Source organism: Microbacterium sp. oral taxon 186 str. F0373 (assembly GCF_000411455.1).
Taxonomy (GTDB): domain Bacteria; phylum Actinomycetota; class Actinomycetes; order Actinomycetales; family Microbacteriaceae; genus Microbacterium.
This window is the reverse complement of the sequence record NZ_KE150457.1, coordinates 1,199,421-1,214,648: the sequence shown is the minus strand read 5'-3', so window position 1 is coordinate 1,214,648 and position 15,228 is coordinate 1,199,421. Positions and strand designations below refer to the sequence as shown.

Here is a 15,228-nt window from a genome sequence, read left to right as displayed (position 1 = left end):
GGTCAGTGATCGGCGGATGCCGGTGCCGTCGCGGGCTGCGCGAGCACCGGCATCCGTCGATTGACGAACTGCGGAACGGCGATGCCGTGCAGCAGGATGCTGCCGACGACGGTGAACACCATGATCGCGAGGACGTCGTACGCCTCCGCGTCGGGCAGCTTGTTGAACGCCAGCAGCCCGAACACGATCGTCGCGGTGCCGCGCGGACCGATCACTCCGATGAGAGTGCGCGACCCCCACGGGATGGGCGATCCCAGCATCGACACGTACACCGGCACGATGCGGAACAGCGTGAGCGCCAGGGCAACGAGCACGAGCAGACGCCAGTCCACGCCGTTGACGATGACAACGGTGGTCATGGCCCCCAGGACGAACCACACGATGTTGGCGGCGAGGGTGCCGGCTTCTTCGACGAGAAGGATCTCGGCGTGCGGGATGGTGCGCTCATCGGTGCGCCTCGTCCGTGCGATGCGGTAGACGATGCCGGCCACGAAGGCCGCGACGAAGCCGTTCGCCGCGACGTCGCTGAGTGTCGCGACGCCGAAGGCGATGAGCGGAACGAGAAGCATGACGTAGCGGATGCCGGGGGCGTCGGCCCAGCGCCGGCGCGACGCCCAGCGCACGCACAGGCCGAAGGCTCCGCCGACGATCGCTCCGACGAGGATGGCGATCGCGGTGGCCGGAACCGCCCCGAAGAACGCCTCGAAGAACTCACCCAGCCTCTCCTCGAGCTGCGACTGGTTCTCGGGCGACAGGTTGTCGGAGTTGACCGCCGCCAGGATCGTCGGCCAGGCGATCGCCGCGGCCAGTGCCATGCCGAACACCGGCGAGACCAGCCCGTCGTTGTAGCCGCTCTCGACATTCAGGATCTGGCGCACGCGGGCGGGGATGCGCGGCGAGCGCAGCAGCGTCGCCGCCGGCGCGAAGTCGGTCGGCATGATCACGCACGCGATGACGATCAGGATGAACAGGCTGAGGTGGGGCAGCAGGAACAGTCCGCTCACCACGACCGCCAGGATCGACAGCGGCAAGGCCACGAGCACCAGCCGGGCGATCGTCCTTCCTTCGCCGCCGAAGACGCCGCCGCTCACCTCACAGGCGTCGACGAAGAGGAGGACGGCGAGGATCAGCTCGACCACGTGCTCAGCGGCGTCGCTGCCGACGGCATCCGAGAATCCGCTCACGTCGATGAGCACGAGCGCGGCACCTGCCAGCGCCAGCACGGCAGGACCTGCGACCCCGGTGCGCTCGAAGCGGTGCGCGACGGTCGACCACAGGCCGATCACGACGAATCCCAGCAGGAAGATCAGCGGCACCGTTCACCCTCTCCTCGGCCGTGTCGGGCGGGCGCGCAGCCCGTTCGGGGATCAGTCTGCCAGTCGGCGTCGACGCTGCGTGTCAGCGCGGCCTGTCAGCGCGGCCTGTCAGCGCTCGACGAGCACGCCGTCGGCATCGGCCCACACATGGGCACCCGGGCGGAAGACGACGCCGGCGATCTCGACGGGAACGTCGAGCTCTCCCGTCCCTTCCTTGGAGCTCTTGCGCGGATTCGAGCCGAGCGCCTTGACGCCCAGCGCGAGCCGCCCGATCGCCTCACGGTCGCGGATCGCGCCGTGCACGATGATCCCCGCCCAGCCGTTGTCGACCGCGGAGGCCGCGATCAGATCGCCCACGAGCGCCGACGCGAGCGAGCCTGCGCCGTCGATCACGAGCACGGCACCGGCGCCCGGTGTCGCGAGTGTCGCCTTCACCAGCGCGTTGTCGCGGTGGCACCGCACGGTGCGGATCGGGCCGTCGAACGCGACTCTGCCGCCGATGTCCTGCAGCTGCAGCGCGAGGGAGTCCAGCGCGTCGCCGCGCTCGTCGTACAGGTCGGCGGTGGGAGTGGTCATGACGCCACGCTAACGAGGCTCGAGGCCCCAGTCCCCCGCCATGAGCGCGGAAGTTCCGGCATCCTTCCGCCGCCAGCAAACTCGTAGGCCCTCGCGGGAACAACACTCCCGGTGCATACGGTTGCATCGAGCGGGCCGAAGGCGTCCCCCGACAACCGTTACCCAACTTTTTTCAGGAGACGATCATGAGCACCATCGCCGCTCACCCCGCCGACACCGACGCGCCGATCCTCGACGTGCTCGCCGAGCGCTGGAGCACCCGCATCTTCGACCCCGCGACGCCCATCGACGAGCAGGCCCTGGCCAGCGCGCTCGAGGCGGCCCGTTGGGCGCCGTCGGCGAACAACTCGCAGCCGTGGCGCTTCGTCGTCGCTCGCCGCGGTTCGGCCGCACACGCGCAGATCGTCGACGCGCTCATGGGCTTCAACCAGTCCTGGGCCGCGGATGCCGCCGCCCTCGTCGTCTTCGCCTCGGCCGCCGCGCTCGACGGCAAGCCGCTGCCGTGGGCCGCGTACGACACCGGCCAGGCCGCCGCTCACTTCACGGTCCAGGCGCACGCGTCGGGGCTGCACACCCACCAGATGGGCGGGTTCGACCGCGACGCGATCGCGCAGGCGTTCGGCTTCGGCGACGACCTCGTGGCCGTCACCGTGATGGCCGTCGGCGCCCTCGGTGACATCGAGGCCGCTCCCGAGGCGCTGCGTGAGCGCGAGCTCGCCCCGCGCGTGCGTCGCCCCATCGCGGACTCGCTCGTCGTCAACGACTGACACACGTTCGCGCCTGCGCCACTCCGCGAGAAACCACTCCCCGCACGAGAAACACGTGCAGGAGTGGTTTTTCGCATGCGGAGTGGTTTTTCGGGGCGGGTTAGTCGTCGAGCAGTTCGGCCTCGATCACGTCGTCGTCGGATGCCGCGCCATCCGCGCTCTCCTCGGGCGACGCTCCGGCGCTGGTGAGCACGAGGCCCGAGCCGTCGGCGGCGACGTCGACACGCACCAGGTCGCCGTCGCGTACACCACCGGACAGCAGTGCCATCGCCAGCCCGTCCTGGATCTCGGACTGGATGAGGCGGCGCAGCGGCCGGGCGCCGAAGATCGGGTCGTAGCCGCGCTCGGCCAACCAGGCACGGGCGTCGGGTGTGACCGCGAGCGTCAGCCGGCGATCGCGCAACCGTCGCTGCAGCGCGTCGACCGACAGCTCGACGATCTGCGCCAGGTCGTCCTGGCTGAGAGCCTGGAACATCACGATGTCGTCGAGCCGGTTGAGGAACTCGGGACGGAATGACGTGCGCACAAGAGCCATCACCTGCTCCCGCTTCTGCGCGAGCGTCAGCGTCGGGTCGATGAGGATCGGCGAGCCGAGGTTCGAGGTCAGCACCAGGATCGTGTTGGTGAAGTCGACCGTGCGTCCCTGCCCGTCGGTGAGGCGACCGTCGTCGAGCACCTGCAGCAGGATGTCGAAGACCTCGGGGTGCGCCTTCTCGACCTCGTCGAGCAGCACGACAGAGTACGGGCGGCGACGCACGGCCTCGGTCAGCTGGCCACCCTGCTCGTAGCCGATGTATCCCGGAGGGGCGCCGACCAGCCGCGCGACGGCGTGCTTCTCGCCGTACTCGCTCATGTCGATGCGCACCATGGCGCGCTCGTCGTCGAACAGGAACTCGGCGAGCGCCTTGGCCAGCTCGGTCTTGCCGACACCGGTGGGCCCGAGGAACAGGAACGAACCCGTCGGCCGGTTCGGGTCGCTGATGCCGGCTCGCGAGCGGCGCACGGCATCGGACACCGCCTTCACGGCATCCTTCTGCCCGATCAGACGCTTGCCGAGTTCGGCTTCGAGGTGCACGAGCTTCTCGCTCTCGCCTTGCAGCAGGCGTCCGACGGGGATGCCGGTCCAGGCAGCGATGACGGCGGCGATATCGGCATCCGTCACCTGATCGCCGACCATCCGCTCCCCGCCCTCGGCGGCCTCCGCGTTCTCGGCCTGCGCGACCTGCCGCTCGAGCGCCGGAATCTCGGCGTAGTACAGCCGCGATGCCTTCTCGAGGTTGCCCTCGCGCTGCGCGCGCTCGGCCTCCACGCGCGCCTGGTCCAGGAGCGTCTTGAGGTCACCGACCGCGTTGAGCGAGGCGCGTTCGCGCTCCCACCGGGCCTGCAGCTCGTCGAGGCGGGCCTGTTCGACCGTCAGCGTGTCGCGAAGGGTCGCCAGACGCTCCCTCGATGCGGCATCCTTCTCGCGCTTGAGAGCCAGCTCCTCGAGCTTGAGCCGGTCGACGTGACGACGCAGCTCGTCGATCTCCAGCGGTGCGGAGTCGATCTCCATGCGCAGCCGAGAGGCGGCCTCGTCGATCAGGTCGATCGCCTTGTCGGGCAGTTGGCGCGACGGGATGTAGCGGTTCGACAGGGATGCCGCGGCCACCAGCGCCCCGTCGGCGATCGCGACCTTGTGGTGCGCCTCGTAGCGTTCCTTGAGGCCGCGGAGGATCGCGACGGTGTCCTCCACGCTCGGCTCGCCGACATAGACCTGCTGGAACCGGCGCTCAAGCGCGGCATCCTTCTCGATGAACTCGCGGTACTCGTCGAGCGTCGTGGCACCGATCAAGCGAAGCTCGCCACGCGCGAGCATCGGCTTGAGCATGTTGGATGCCGCGACCGACCCCTCGCCGCCTCCCGCACCCATGAGCACGTGCAGCTCGTCGATGAAGGTGATGATGCGCCCCTCGGACTCGGTGATCTCCTTGAGGACGCTCTTGAGGCGCTCCTCGAACTGTCCGCGGTACATCGCACCGGCGACGAGCGCGGAGATGTCGAGGGAGACGAGCTCCTTGTCCTTCAGCGACTCGGCGACGTCGCCCGCGACGATGCGCTGGGCGAGGCCTTCGACGACGGCGGTCTTGCCGACGCCGGGCTCGCCGATGAGGACGGGGTTGTTCTTCGTGCGGCGCGTGAGCACCTGGCTGACACGTCGGATCTCGCTGTCGCGGCCGATCACGGGGTCGAGCTTGCCTTGGCGCGCACGGTCGGTCAGGTTGATGCCGAACTGTTCGAGGGCGCTCTGCTGCTCCTCCTGACCGGGCTGCGGTTGTGCGTTCATCGCTTCTCCTTGAAATCTTCGAGGCTCAAACTTGAGCCCTCTGGACTCAACTTTATCAAAACGTGATGCGCGCGGCAAGCGGTGCGGCGATGGGCAGTCCTCCCCATCGCGACGATTCCGGGGCTCACCTAGAGTGACGGCGTGGCCGATCTCGTCGTCAATACGGAGAACCTCCGAAACCTCGCGAACCAGCTCGCGACCGTCCACGGCACCCTCACTGCCGCAGACGGCGACGCGCGCGACCTGTCGGGGATGATCCCGCACGCCGGACTCGCGTCCGCCGTGGACGAGTTCACGTCAGGATGGGACCGGCGCCGCAAAGACCTCGCCGATCGCGTGGACCAGCTCCAGAAGCGCGCCGACGGTGCCGCCGATGCGTTCGAAGGCGTCGACAGCCAGCTGGCCGACAAGCTCACGGAGGGGAGCAACGGATGAGCATGACACCCATCGGCGGCGACGTCGCCGGCATTCGCGGACACGCCTCGCGGTACAGTTCCACGGCCCGCGCAGTGTCAGAGGCGGTGGAGATGCTGCAGGCGGTCATCGACGCGTCGCAGCAGGAGACGAGCGACGCCGTCGACGCCCTGGCCGGCACGATCGGCGACACGAAGACCTACCTCGCCCGCATCCGCGAGCGCTACGAGGTCGCGGGCTCCGCGCTGAGCACCTTCGCGAACGAGCTCGAGCAGGCGCAGCAACAGGCGGCATCCGCCATCGCGGCGCACGACGACGCGCAGCGTCGGCACAGCTACGCGCAGCGCCATCTCTCGGAGGCCCGCGACGCGACCCAGCAGACCGTCGACCCGGGCGAGCTCGCCGAGGCGACGGATGCCGCGCGGCGCTACTCCTCGATGAGCACGACGGCCGCGACGGACCTCTCCCACGCTCAGGCCGCGTACGACGCCGCGCTCGAGCGCGTGCAGCGCGCCGGCGACACCGCGGCATCCACGATCTCGCAGACGGTGTCCAGCGATGAGCTCAACGATTCGTGGTGGGACAACGTCCTGGACTGGGTGAACCAGAACGCGGAGTGGCTGAAGGTCGTCAAGGACATCCTGACGGTCGTCACCGCCATCGTCGGCGTGCTGTCGATCTTCTTCCCCGTGCTCGCACCGATTGCGCTGGGGCTCGCCGTCCTGTCGATGGGTCTCAGCTTCCTCTTGGCCTCGTCGGGCGACGGGTCATGGTTCGACTTCGCGCTGGATGCCATCGGCGTGTTGACCTTCGGTGTCGGCAGCGCCGCACTTGCCGGCATCAAGCTCGGCACGGTCGCCCTGCGCGGCGGCCGTGCGGCCACGCTGGCGGTGCGCAGCCCGGGGATGGTCTGGGGCAACGGCGCTCGCCAGGTCATCGGCAATCTGCTCGATCGGGGCCTGGTCGGCTCGGTCCGTCAGCCGATGCGGATGGTGGCCGAGGAGAGCGCGAGCGTGCTGTCTGCGCGGCCGAACTTCGCGCAGGTGGTCACGCACTGGGGCGACGACGCGATGAAGGCCATCCGCGAATCGGACAGCATCATCATCTCGGAGTTCGACCAGATCGCGTCGCAGGCACGGCTGGGCGCCGGGGGCGCCATCGACAACCTCGTGACGAGCAGTGTCGACAGCCTGAAAGGCGTCGTCGGCACGATGGGCAAGATCGGCTCGTCGCTCGACGCCTACAACATGGTCGGAATCGGGATCAACCGCAGCGACCAGCTGGTGGACTGGGTTCAGGACCAGAGGGGAGTCCAGACGCCGCTGGGCACCCTCACCAGCGGCCTCAACGAGGCGTACGGATTCGTTCCGGGGCTGTTCGAGGCGCCGATGGGGGCAGCGTGGAGCCTGCCCTCGCTCAAGTGAATCTCCCACGTCGGGTCGCGTGGGAGGCCCGCTTCGGCGACGGCCTGTTCCTCGCCACCATCCTCTGGATCATCTTCGGTGCGCTCCCGACGATCGGCTTACTGGTAGGACAGCTCGTGACCGGCTCGTTCGCGAACACTGGCAACGTGCCCGACAGCTTTCCCGCCTTCATGCCGCCGTGGTGGGCGGCATACCCGATGACGCTGCTGCTCGTGGCGCTGACACTAGGTTCGCTGCCGCTGCCGCTGCGGGGCCTGCGGGCAACGACGCGGAGCACACTTCTGACGGTGCTCGTGCTGACCTTCAGCACGACGCTCTACATCGCCGCGGCCGCCGCGGCGGCGGAAGCCCACCAGGGCCGACTCAACTTCTTCGGGGTCGACAACCTCGTGTTCATCCAGTTCTTCCTGATCATCATCACCGTCGCACGCATGCTGCTGAGCGGAATGCGCCTGGTGCCGCGAACGTGGCGGGAGTACATCGACGAGGACGGTACGGTGGTGCCGCCGAAGGAGATCGTGCGTCGCGCCCCGCGCCGCCCGTGGGACTGGAATCGCAACCGGGCGCGGCGCCGTCCGCCGCGACAGTGAGGGACACCATGAACGAGATCGCGCCCCCGCGCTACCGGCTCGTGCTGCCGCCGGGCTTCCTGCTCATCCCCGTCGCCCACTCCACAGACGACGACATCGCCGACCTCGTCCGTCGGCATTATCGGGACCTGCCGCGCGACAGCTACGGCCCGCAGATCGACCGGACCGCCGCTCAGCTCGTCGCCTCCGCACGCAGCGCCCGCGAGGCCGGCGTGCTCGACCTCATCGTGCCGATGGGAGTGCCGTGGCGCGCGCCGGTGTCGCTGGCGATCGCGATCAGCACCGGTCCGGCACCGGATGCCGACGAGACGGAGCCCTCGGCATCCGAGGTCAGCGAGACCGTGACGACATCCGCGGGTGAGGCCGTGCGGGCGACCGCGAGGTTCGCCGTGCCCGCGAGCGCCGACGAGATGGCACCGCTCATGCGGGTGCGCTTCCACTGGCCCATCCCGGGCAGTGACCGGCAGCTGCTCGCCGTCTGCACGATCAGCGGCACGGTCGACCCGCAGCTCGCGCCGATCGTCGACGCCCTCGCGGAGCTGGGCGATCTGCTGCTGCAGACGCTCCGGTGGGACTGAAAGGAACCCTCATGGCCATCGACATGGATTACGACCTCGACCGCTGGGTCTACGTGCCGAACCTCTTCCCCTGGGAGTCGTTCGGCGACGAGGAGCAGTGGGCGGATGCCGTCGCGCGCGCCTTCGGCGGCGAAGGGCGGACGGCCGCACCGGCGGAGCTGGTCGACTGGCTGCGCGCGTACCTGGTCGGCGCGGTGCGCAGCAACCGGTCGGGAACGATCCGCTTCGTGCATCTGCCGAACATCACCGCGCCGCACGCGATCGTCGACGTCTACGACATGCCGCATCGCGACGATGTCGCGCTGGTCGACCTCACGCACGAGACGCAGGGGCCCGCCGTCCGGGAGCCCGAGGTGGTGCCGTTCGACTCGGAGCGTCTCGGAGCGGGGATCAAATCCACCCGGTGGGTGCGCACCGAGGCCGACACGATCGTCCGGGCGACCAACTGGGTGTGGCGAACCGCCGAGCGCGACATCGTCGTGATGACCGCCAGCTCCGACCTTCCCCTCTCCGAGGCTCTCGACCCAGTGGTCGACGAGCTGGCCCGCACGATCCGCCTGGCCTGACGCGGGCGGTCAGGAGGCCATCGCCTCCAGCTGCGCGGGCGGCGTCGTGCACGTGAAGCGTGCGCGGTAGGCGGTGGGCGTGAGCGCCAGGGTGCGCGCGAAGTTCTGCCGTAAGACGGCCGCGGAGCCGAACCCGCACGCCGACGCGATGGCATCCAGGCCCAGATCGGTCTGCTCGAGCAGACGCTGCGCGTGGATGATGCGCTGGCGTCCCAGCCAGGCCGCCGGCGTCGTGCCGTAGTCGGCTTTGAATCGACGGGCGAAGGTGCGCGGTGACATGTGTGCGCGGGCGGCGAGCTGGTCGACCGACAGATCGAGGGTGAGGTTCTCCAGCATCCACTCGGTGACCGGCGTCAGCGACATCGAGGTGGATTCGGGCAGCGGCTTGGCGATGAACTGCGCCTGCCCGCCGTCGCGCTGGGGCGGCACCACCATCCGCCGCGCGATCGTGTTGGTCATCTCTGCGCCGAGCTCGATGCGCAGCAGATGCAGACAGGCGTCGAGGCCGGCCGCCGTGCCGGCGCTCGTGATGATGCGCCCGTCTTGCACGTACAACACGTTGGGGTCGACGTCGATGTTCGGGTACATCTCAGACATCGTGTCGGCGTAGCGCCAGTGCGTCGTCGCGCGTCGCCCGTCGAGAACGCCCGCGGCGGCCACGACGAACGCGCCGCTGCAGACCGTGAGCACCCACGCCCCGCGCTCGACGGCGCGGCGCACCACGGCGGACACGCGTTCGTCGACGTGCGCCCACTGATCGCGCGGGATCGGGGTGATGACGACGAGATCGGCCTCGTCCGCGAACGAGAGGTCGTCGTCGACGTTGATCGAGAAGCGCAGGTTGCTCGGCACCGCGCCCGGGTCGGGGGCGACGACGCGGAAATCGAAGTTGGGGATGCCGTCGTCCGACCGGTCGAGGCCGAACGCCTCGCACGCGAGTCCGAACTCGAACGGCGCGAACCCGGGCTGGACGACGCAGGCGATGGTCTTCATGGCAGGAATCCTACTCCTTTGTGCAGTCCTGCCACTCGCGACACTTTGGCTACGTGCATATGTTTTCTGCCATGCTCATCTTCTTCCTCGTTCTCGCACTCGTCATCGTCGTATCGGTCGGCGCAACCGTTCGCGCCCTCATCACCGACGACTACCGGCCAGTGCCGACCGACCGGTCGCGCCTGCCGTGAGGCAGCCGCCTACCCGGCGGGCGCCGGGCCCGTGGACTCACGAACCAGCAGCGCCGTGCTCAACCGCCGCTGATGCACGTCGATGGTCGTCTCGTCTGACGCGGCGATAGCCTCCACGAGATACTCCGCCGCCAACCTGCCCTTCGAGACGATCGGCTGGCGCACTGTCGTGAGAGTCGGGCGCGTCCATCCCGCTTCGATGAGGTCGTCGAATCCCGAGACGGACAGGTCGCGCGGAACGTCCACCCCCGCGTCTCGCGCACCGTCGAGCACGCCCACGGCCAGGATGTCGCTGAACGCCACGATGGCCGTCGGACGACGAGATGCCTCCCACGCGCGACGGAATGCGGACGCGCCGCCGGCACGCGTATTGGGCGCTTCGACGATGTCGATCCCGTCGTCCAACAAGTCGATACCGACCTTCGCCAGCGCGCGGACCGCCCCGTCCAAACGCTGTCGGACGGCGCCCCGCCACGCCGCGCGGCCCCCATCGGCCTCCGTCTCGAAGGCGACGAAGGTGAATCGGCGATGTCCGAGACCGACGAGGTAGTCGACGACTTCCTCCATCGCCGCACCATCGTCGATGTCGACGCGGGAGACACCATCGTGATCCTCACTGTCGACAAGCACGAAAGGCACTCCCCGCTGTTGCAGCGCCGTCACTTCGCCCCGATCGAACTCCAGACCGCAAACGATGAAGCCATCCACGGCCGCGTAGGGGATGGCTTTGAGCATCGATCCGCGCAGGGGCGGAGCCAGCAGCAGAGTGAAGCCCTCGCGCTGACACACCTGCCCGATCCCCTGCATGAAGAGCGTGTAGTAGGGGTTTTCCAGAACACGGTCGAGTTGCTGCGGCAGCAGCAGACCGAGGCTGTCGGTACGGCGCCGACGCAGCATCCGGGCGGCCGGATCCTGGGAGTACCCGAGCTCGGACGCCGCGGCGAGAATGTTCTCGAGCGTCGTCGCAGAGAGCTTCCGCGGGTCGTTGTAGGCCAAAGAGACGGCCGACTTCGAGACCTTGGCGCGGTCCGCGACGTCCTGCATCGTCGGTCGCCGGTTCATGCGCCGGCCCCGCCGAATGGGCGGCGTGCCATCAGCGCGCCGCCGGCGCGAATGCGCCAGTTCCGGGCCGAGACGTCTCCGTCGACGTCGACGACCGTCCAGTCCTGATCTCCGCGCAGCTCGGCGTGCGTCGCCGGGTCGACGTCGATGCCCTGCCCCCGATGCACGATCGCCACCACCTGCTCATCCTCCCAGAGACGCGACACGAGAACGGTGTCGGCATCCAGCGCTGATACCTGCTGCGTTCCGCGACGCAGCGCCGGCCACTGCGCTCGCCGTCGCGCAAGCGCACGGACACCCTCGTACAGGGCCGTCGACCAGCGCTCGCGATCCCACACCATGCCCGCTCGGCATCCCGGATCGTTCTGCCCGCGCATGCCGACCTCGTCGCCGTAATAGACCATGGGCGCTCCCTCGGCGGCGAACAACAGCGTGAATGCAGCGAGAGTCGACTGCTCGTCATCGCCGTGTCGCGTCAGCAGGCGTTCCGTGTCGTGGCTGCCGAGCAGGTTGAGCATTCCGCGATGGAATCCCTCCGGGATGCGAGCGCGCAGGCGGTTCATTCCCTCCGCGAACGCGAAGCCGTCGATCGTACGATCCGCGGTGAAGCCGAGCACCAGGTCGCGCAGGGTGTAGTTCATGGTCCCGTCAGCGAGGTCACCCGTGAGCCACTGCTCGGGCTCGCGCCACTCCTCCGCGACGATGTAGAGGTCATCATCGCGGTCCTTCACGATCCGGTGGAATTCGCGCCAGAAGCTCTGGTTGATGAAGTAGGGGACATCGAGCCTCCACCCGTCGATTCCCTGGTCGATCCAGTAGCGCGCCACATCGCCGTGGTGCGCGCGCACCTCGGGGTTGTAGGCGTTCCACTTGGGGAGGTACCAGCAGCCGGAGCACGTGCGGTAGTTGGGGTTGCCCTCCTCGACGTTCACCGGAAAGCCTTCGACGGAGAACCAGTTCACGTAAGGGGAGGCCGCCTCACGCTCGACGACGTCACGGAATGCCCAGTGTCCGTCGCCGCAATGGTTGAGCACGGCATCGAGCACGACGCGGATGCCGCGCGCGTGAGCATCGTCGATGAGCGATCGGAACGCATCGAGGTCGCCGAGACGATGGTCGATACGAAAGTAGTCGACCGCGTCGTAGCGATGGTTGGTACCTGCCTCGAAGATCGGCGTGAGGTAGATCGCGTTCGCTCCCACTGCGGCGATGTGATCCAGGCGTGCGCGGATGCCGGCAAGATCCCCCCCGAAGAAGTTGTCGCGCGTCGGCTCGGCATCCCAGGCCACCACGTCCGGCGGGTTCAGCGACGGATCCGCGTTGGCGAAGCGGTCGGGGAAGATCTGGTAGAAGACGGCATCGGCGAGCCAATCGGGAGCGGGCATGGTCAATCCTTCAATCCGGTGGTGGAGATGCCGCGAACGAGCGCGCGCTGGAAGACGAGGAACACCACGATGGCCGGGATCGTCGCCGTCAACGTGCCGGCCATCAGATAGTTCCAGCTCGTGCCGTAGCGACCGACGAACGACGAGAGCCCGATCTGGATCGTGCGGAAGTCATCGGTGTTGGTGACGAGCAGCGGCCAGAGGAAGTCGTTCCACGCGAAGAGGAAACTGAAGATCGCGAGGGTGGCGAACGCGGGCCTCGACAGTGGCACGATGATGCGGAAGAAGGTGCCGATCCGGCTGCAGCCATCGATGCGCGCGGCATCCTCGAGCTCGGTCGGAATCGTCGAGAAGTACTGGCGCAGCAGCACGATGCCGAACACGTCGGCCAGGCGCGGCACGATCAATCCGGCGTACGAGTCGATCCATCCAAGATCGGCCACGATGGCGTACGCGGGGATCACGGTCACGAACGTCGGGATCAGCAGCATCGCGAGCAGGACCACGAAGAGCGAATTGCGTAGCGGGAAACGCAGGCGCGCGAACGCATAGGCCGCGAGCGCGTCGAGGACGAGGTGTCCGAGCACGATGCCCACGGTCATGATGATGCTGTTGAGGTAGTACTGGGCGAACGGCGCAGCCTGCCAGGCTCTGACGTAGTTCTCCCAGTGCCACGAAGTCGGCAGGATCGATGTGTTGGTGTAGGTCTCCGCACGACTGAGTAGCGAAGTCGTGAACATCCACAGGAACGGGACGACCACGACCACGGCTCCCAGAACCAGGACGATGTGGCGCGCCGCGCGTACACCGAGCGATTGCCTCATCGCGTGTCCTTCCCCGAGCCGCTGACCCGCCACTGCACGAGGGTCACCCCGAGCACGAGCAGCAGCGTCACGAACGCGATAGCTGTGCCGTAGCCGAAGTCCCCGAGCCGGAATGCCGTGCGGTACATGAACATCCCCAGCACGTCCGTGCCGCCGCGCGGGCCACCTTCGGTGAGGACGTAGACCAGGTCGAACGCTTGGAAGCTGGTGATGAGCGCCTGGACCACCACGAAGAACGTCATGGGCGACAGCAGCGGAATCGTCAGGAACCGCAGCCGCTGTCGTGCCGACGCACCGTCCAGCTGTGCGGCCTCGTAAATGCCGTGTGGGAGGGCCTGCATCGCCGTCAGATACAACACCGCGTTGAACCCGATGTTCTTCCAGACCGTCAACAGGGTGAGTGCCCCCAACGCGAGCCAGCGGTCCTGCAACCAGTCCGGCCCGTCGATGCCGATCTGAGCAAGGAGCGCATTGACGAAGCCCGACGGGTCGAGCATATAGCGCCAGACGATGGCGGCCGCGACCGAAGACGTGACCGCCGGAAGGAAGTAGATCCCCCGGTAGAGACCGCGCCCGCGCAAGGGCGCGTCGAGCAGCAGGGCCACCGCGAGCCCCGTGACGACGCTCAGGACGCAGACGCCCGTCGCGTAGAGCACGGTGACGAAGAGGCTGTTCCAGAACTCGGGATCCTGCGACAGCCGGAGGTAGTTGCCGACACCGATGAACTCCTTCGTGGGGTCGAAGCCGTTCCAGGCCGTGAGACTGATGTACCCGGCCGAAACGATCGGGTAGAGGACGAAGATCGCCAACACGACGAGGGCGGGCGCGAGAAACAGCGCCGCCGTGAACACCTGCTCGCGGTCGTAGCGATGCCTGACGCGGGGGTGGGACCCGCCCGACGTCGCAGACGTCGGACGGGTCCCTCGGGTCGTGATCGTCACCGCAGCTCTCAGCCCTTTGCGATGACGGCGTTGACGGCTTTCTCTGCCGCTGCCAACGCGTCCGACACCGTCGCCTCGCCCGCGAGCGCCTTCTCGATCTGCTGCGCGAACGCGAGCGAGATCTGGGGGTAGAGGGGCGTATTGGGCCGGGCGTGAGCGACAGCCATCTGCTCGACGAACGGTCGCAGCAGGGGCTGAGTCTTATCCACCCAGCCGAGGTAATCCGAGCCCGTGGCTACCGAGTTCAGCACGGGGAGCATGCCGGTCTTCTCGCTCCAATCGGTGACCTGCGCGGGCTGGAGGAACCATCCCAGGAAGTCGGCCGCCGCCTTCGTCTTGGCGTCGGAGTTCTGGAAGACCATCGCCTGCTCGCCGCCGAGATTGGTCGCCGGGGCACCATCCTTCGGATACGGCACCTGCGCGGCGCCGAACTCGAACGGCGGGTCGGCGGCCCAGATGCCGACCATCCACGAGCCCTCCTGCGCGGACCCACCCTGCCCCTTCTCGAACTCGCCCCACCGGGCGTAGGGGCTGGCGCCGGAGGAGATCAGATCGACCCAGTACTGCAGGGCCTTCGCACCCTCTGGGGTGTTGAAGGCCGCCGCCGAGTTGTCGGCAGTGAGGAACTCGCCGCCCGCCTGCCACAGGTTGACCTGGAAGTTCCAGGTCAGACCCTCGCCGTTGTCGCCGGCCTGCGTATACAGGTCGTACCCGGGCATGCCGGTGGCGTCGAGGATCTTCTTCGCGTCAGCCTTGAGCTCATCCCACGTGGTCGGGGGCTTGTCCGGATCGAGGCCCGCCTTCTGGAAGAGGGTCTTGTTGTACATGTAGCCGAGGTTGTTGGCCGAGACAGGAACGGATACCTGCGACCCGTCGATCGTGCCGAAGCCGGTGAGCGCCGGATTGATGTCCGAGAGCGTGTCGGCGGGCAGGAGAGTGGACAGATTCGCAAGCGATCCGATCTGCGCGATCTGCGGGACCCAGACGAGATCGCCGATTGCGACATCGGGAAGCGTCTTCGAGGTCGCGGACGCCCGGAGCTTGGTGAGGAAGTCGGCGTTTGGGACGTTCGTGGTGACGATCTTCACACCTGGATGAGAGGCGTTGTAGGAATCGACCATGGCATCGAAGGTGTCGGCGTTCGTGCCGTCCCAGTAGTGCCAGATCGTCACGGTGGTGGTGTCGGTGGCCGCGCCGGTCGACGAGGAACAGCCGGCGAAGGCGAGGGTGCCGGCCACCCCCACGGCGAGTGCGGCGGTCATTCTGCGGTGCATCATT

At 68.0% G+C, this 15,228-nt stretch carries 15 protein-coding genes; 6 read left to right on the top strand and 9 right to left on the bottom strand.

Features of this window, described 5'->3' with window-relative positions; translation table 11 throughout:
• Positions 1 to 2 precede the first annotated feature (2 nt).
• Positions 3 to 1,316, bottom strand: a complete 1,314-nt coding sequence (locus HMPREF1529_RS05635; RefSeq protein ID WP_016464056.1) for a cation:proton antiporter domain-containing protein — start codon at positions 1,314 to 1,316, stop codon at positions 3 to 5.
• A 108-nt stretch (positions 1,317 to 1,424) separates the two neighbouring features.
• Positions 1,425 to 1,892 carry a ribonuclease E activity regulator RraA gene (rraA, locus tag HMPREF1529_RS05630; protein WP_016464055.1) on the bottom strand — a complete coding sequence of 156 codons (468 nt, stop codon included), beginning with the start codon at positions 1,890 to 1,892 and terminating at the stop codon, positions 1,425 to 1,427.
• Positions 1,893 to 2,077: 185 nt separating this feature from the next.
• Here rraA and HMPREF1529_RS05625 point away from each other — a divergent pair, with 185 nt between their 5' ends.
• Positions 2,078 to 2,659, top strand: a complete 582-nt coding sequence (locus tag HMPREF1529_RS05625; protein WP_016464054.1) for a nitroreductase family protein — start codon at positions 2,078 to 2,080, stop codon at positions 2,657 to 2,659.
• Positions 2,660 to 2,759: 100 nt separating this feature from the next.
• On the opposite strand, the gene HMPREF1529_RS05620 is transcribed toward HMPREF1529_RS05625, so the two are convergent.
• Positions 2,760 to 4,982 carry an ATP-dependent Clp protease ATP-binding subunit gene (locus HMPREF1529_RS05620; protein ID WP_016464053.1) on the bottom strand — a complete coding sequence of 741 codons (2,223 nt, stop codon included), beginning with the start codon at positions 4,980 to 4,982 and terminating at the stop codon, positions 2,760 to 2,762.
• A gap of 141 nt (positions 4,983 to 5,123) precedes the next feature.
• Between HMPREF1529_RS05620 and HMPREF1529_RS05615 the strand changes: the two genes are divergently transcribed.
• The 5 genes from HMPREF1529_RS05615 to HMPREF1529_RS05595 are packed head-to-tail and all read left to right on the top strand — an operon-like array spanning position 5,124 to position 8,554.
• Entirely contained in the window at positions 5,124 to 5,417 is a 294-nt protein-coding gene (locus tag HMPREF1529_RS05615) for a type VII secretion target (protein WP_016464052.1), read from the top strand.
• Entirely contained in the window at positions 5,414 to 6,820 is a 1,407-nt protein-coding gene (locus HMPREF1529_RS05610; RefSeq protein ID WP_016464051.1) for a hypothetical protein, read from the top strand. Before HMPREF1529_RS05615 ends, HMPREF1529_RS05610 begins: the two co-directional genes overlap by 4 nt.
• A complete protein-coding gene (locus HMPREF1529_RS05605) occupies positions 6,817 to 7,410 on the top strand; it encodes a hypothetical protein (RefSeq protein WP_005051840.1) in 594 nt (197 codons plus the stop codon). The genes HMPREF1529_RS05610 and HMPREF1529_RS05605 overlap by 4 nt, the downstream gene beginning before the upstream one ends.
• Before the next feature lie 8 nt (positions 7,411 to 7,418).
• Positions 7,419 to 7,988 (top strand): hypothetical protein, encoded by a 570-nt coding sequence (locus HMPREF1529_RS05600; RefSeq protein WP_016464050.1) that lies wholly within the window; start codon positions 7,419 to 7,421, stop codon positions 7,986 to 7,988.
• Positions 7,989 to 7,999: 11 nt separating this feature from the next.
• A complete protein-coding gene (locus HMPREF1529_RS05595; protein WP_016464049.1) occupies positions 8,000 to 8,554 on the top strand; it encodes a hypothetical protein in 555 nt (184 codons plus the stop codon).
• Between the two features lie 9 nt (positions 8,555 to 8,563).
• On the opposite strand, the gene HMPREF1529_RS05590 is transcribed toward HMPREF1529_RS05595, so the two are convergent.
• From HMPREF1529_RS05590 to HMPREF1529_RS05565, 6 genes are all read right to left on the bottom strand, one after another.
• Entirely contained in the window at positions 8,564 to 9,547 is a 984-nt protein-coding gene (locus HMPREF1529_RS05590; RefSeq protein ID WP_005051835.1) for a GlxA family transcriptional regulator, read from the bottom strand.
• 200 nt (positions 9,548 to 9,747) lie between these two features.
• Positions 9,748 to 10,800 (bottom strand): LacI family DNA-binding transcriptional regulator, encoded by a 1,053-nt coding sequence (locus HMPREF1529_RS05585; RefSeq protein ID WP_016464047.1) that lies wholly within the window; start codon positions 10,798 to 10,800, stop codon positions 9,748 to 9,750.
• On the bottom strand, positions 10,797 to 12,185 hold the full coding sequence (locus HMPREF1529_RS05580) for a glycoside hydrolase family 13 protein (RefSeq protein WP_016464046.1): 1,389 nt from the start codon (positions 12,183 to 12,185) through the stop codon (positions 10,797 to 10,799). The genes HMPREF1529_RS05585 and HMPREF1529_RS05580 overlap by 4 nt, the downstream gene beginning before the upstream one ends.
• A 2-nt stretch (positions 12,186 to 12,187) precedes the next feature.
• Positions 12,188 to 13,009 (bottom strand): carbohydrate ABC transporter permease, encoded by an 822-nt coding sequence (locus HMPREF1529_RS05575; RefSeq protein WP_016464045.1) that lies wholly within the window; start codon positions 13,007 to 13,009, stop codon positions 12,188 to 12,190.
• Complete coding sequence (locus tag HMPREF1529_RS05570) at positions 13,006 to 13,950, bottom strand: carbohydrate ABC transporter permease (RefSeq protein ID WP_005051828.1); 945 nt, start codon at positions 13,948 to 13,950, stop codon at positions 13,006 to 13,008. The genes HMPREF1529_RS05575 and HMPREF1529_RS05570 overlap by 4 nt, the downstream gene beginning before the upstream one ends.
• An 8-nt stretch (positions 13,951 to 13,958) precedes the next feature.
• On the bottom strand, positions 13,959 to 15,212 hold the full coding sequence (locus HMPREF1529_RS05565; RefSeq protein WP_232212061.1) for an ABC transporter substrate-binding protein: 1,254 nt from the start codon (positions 15,210 to 15,212) through the stop codon (positions 13,959 to 13,961).
• Positions 15,213 to 15,228 lie beyond the last annotated feature (16 nt).